This is a genomic window from Geminicoccus harenae (assembly GCF_019800005.1).
GTDB classification, from domain to species: Bacteria; Pseudomonadota; Alphaproteobacteria; order Geminicoccales; family Geminicoccaceae; genus Geminicoccus; species Geminicoccus harenae.
In genome coordinates this window covers 1-674 of record NZ_JABGCL010000225.1, presented here as the reverse complement: position 1 = coordinate 674, position 674 = coordinate 1, and the positions used below count along the sequence as shown (strand labels likewise).

Here is a 674-nt window from a genome sequence, read left to right as displayed (position 1 = left end):
GGATTACGTTGTCATAACAGGCTGTTTGTTCCTTATGGGCAGCTTTGTTTTGATGTTCTTAATGAAGCTCACCGTTCATGTTTTTCTATTCATCCTAGAGCAACAAAAATGTATCATGATGTAAAAAGAAATTTCTGGTGGAGAGGGTTAAAGAAAGATGTTGCTGAATTTGTGAAGCAGTGTGAAGTTTGTCGGCAAGTAAAAGCAGAGCATCAAAGACCATTGGGATTGCTTCAACCTTTGTCTATTCCTGAATGGAAATGGGAGCATATCACCATGGACTTTGTGACTGGATTACCTAAGACTGAGACTGGATGTGATGCTATTTGGGTGATTGTGGACAGATTAACAAAGTCTGCTCACTTTTTGCCTATTAAAGAGACTTATAAGTTGAGTGTGTTAACTAAACTGTACATTGATGAGATTATCAGATTGCATGGTGTGCCTGTTTCCATAGTTTCTGATAGAGATGCAAGATTTACTGCACGTTTCTGGGGTGCATTGAATAGAGCATTAGGGACTCAGTTGACTATGAGTTCAGCACATCATCCTCAAACTGATGGACAGTCTGAACGCACTATTTTGATTTTGGAAGATATGCTTCGTGCTTGTGCCTTGGAGTTTAAAGGTAATTGGTATAAACATGTGACTTTAGCAGAATTTGCTTATAATAA

The 674-nt window shown here is 38.4% G+C and carries 1 protein-coding gene; it reads left to right on the top strand.

Annotation, left to right across the window (positions count from 1 at the left end):
• On the top strand, positions 1–674 hold a 674-nt coding region (locus HLA95_RS30420; RefSeq protein WP_222185183.1), incomplete at both ends, for an integrase.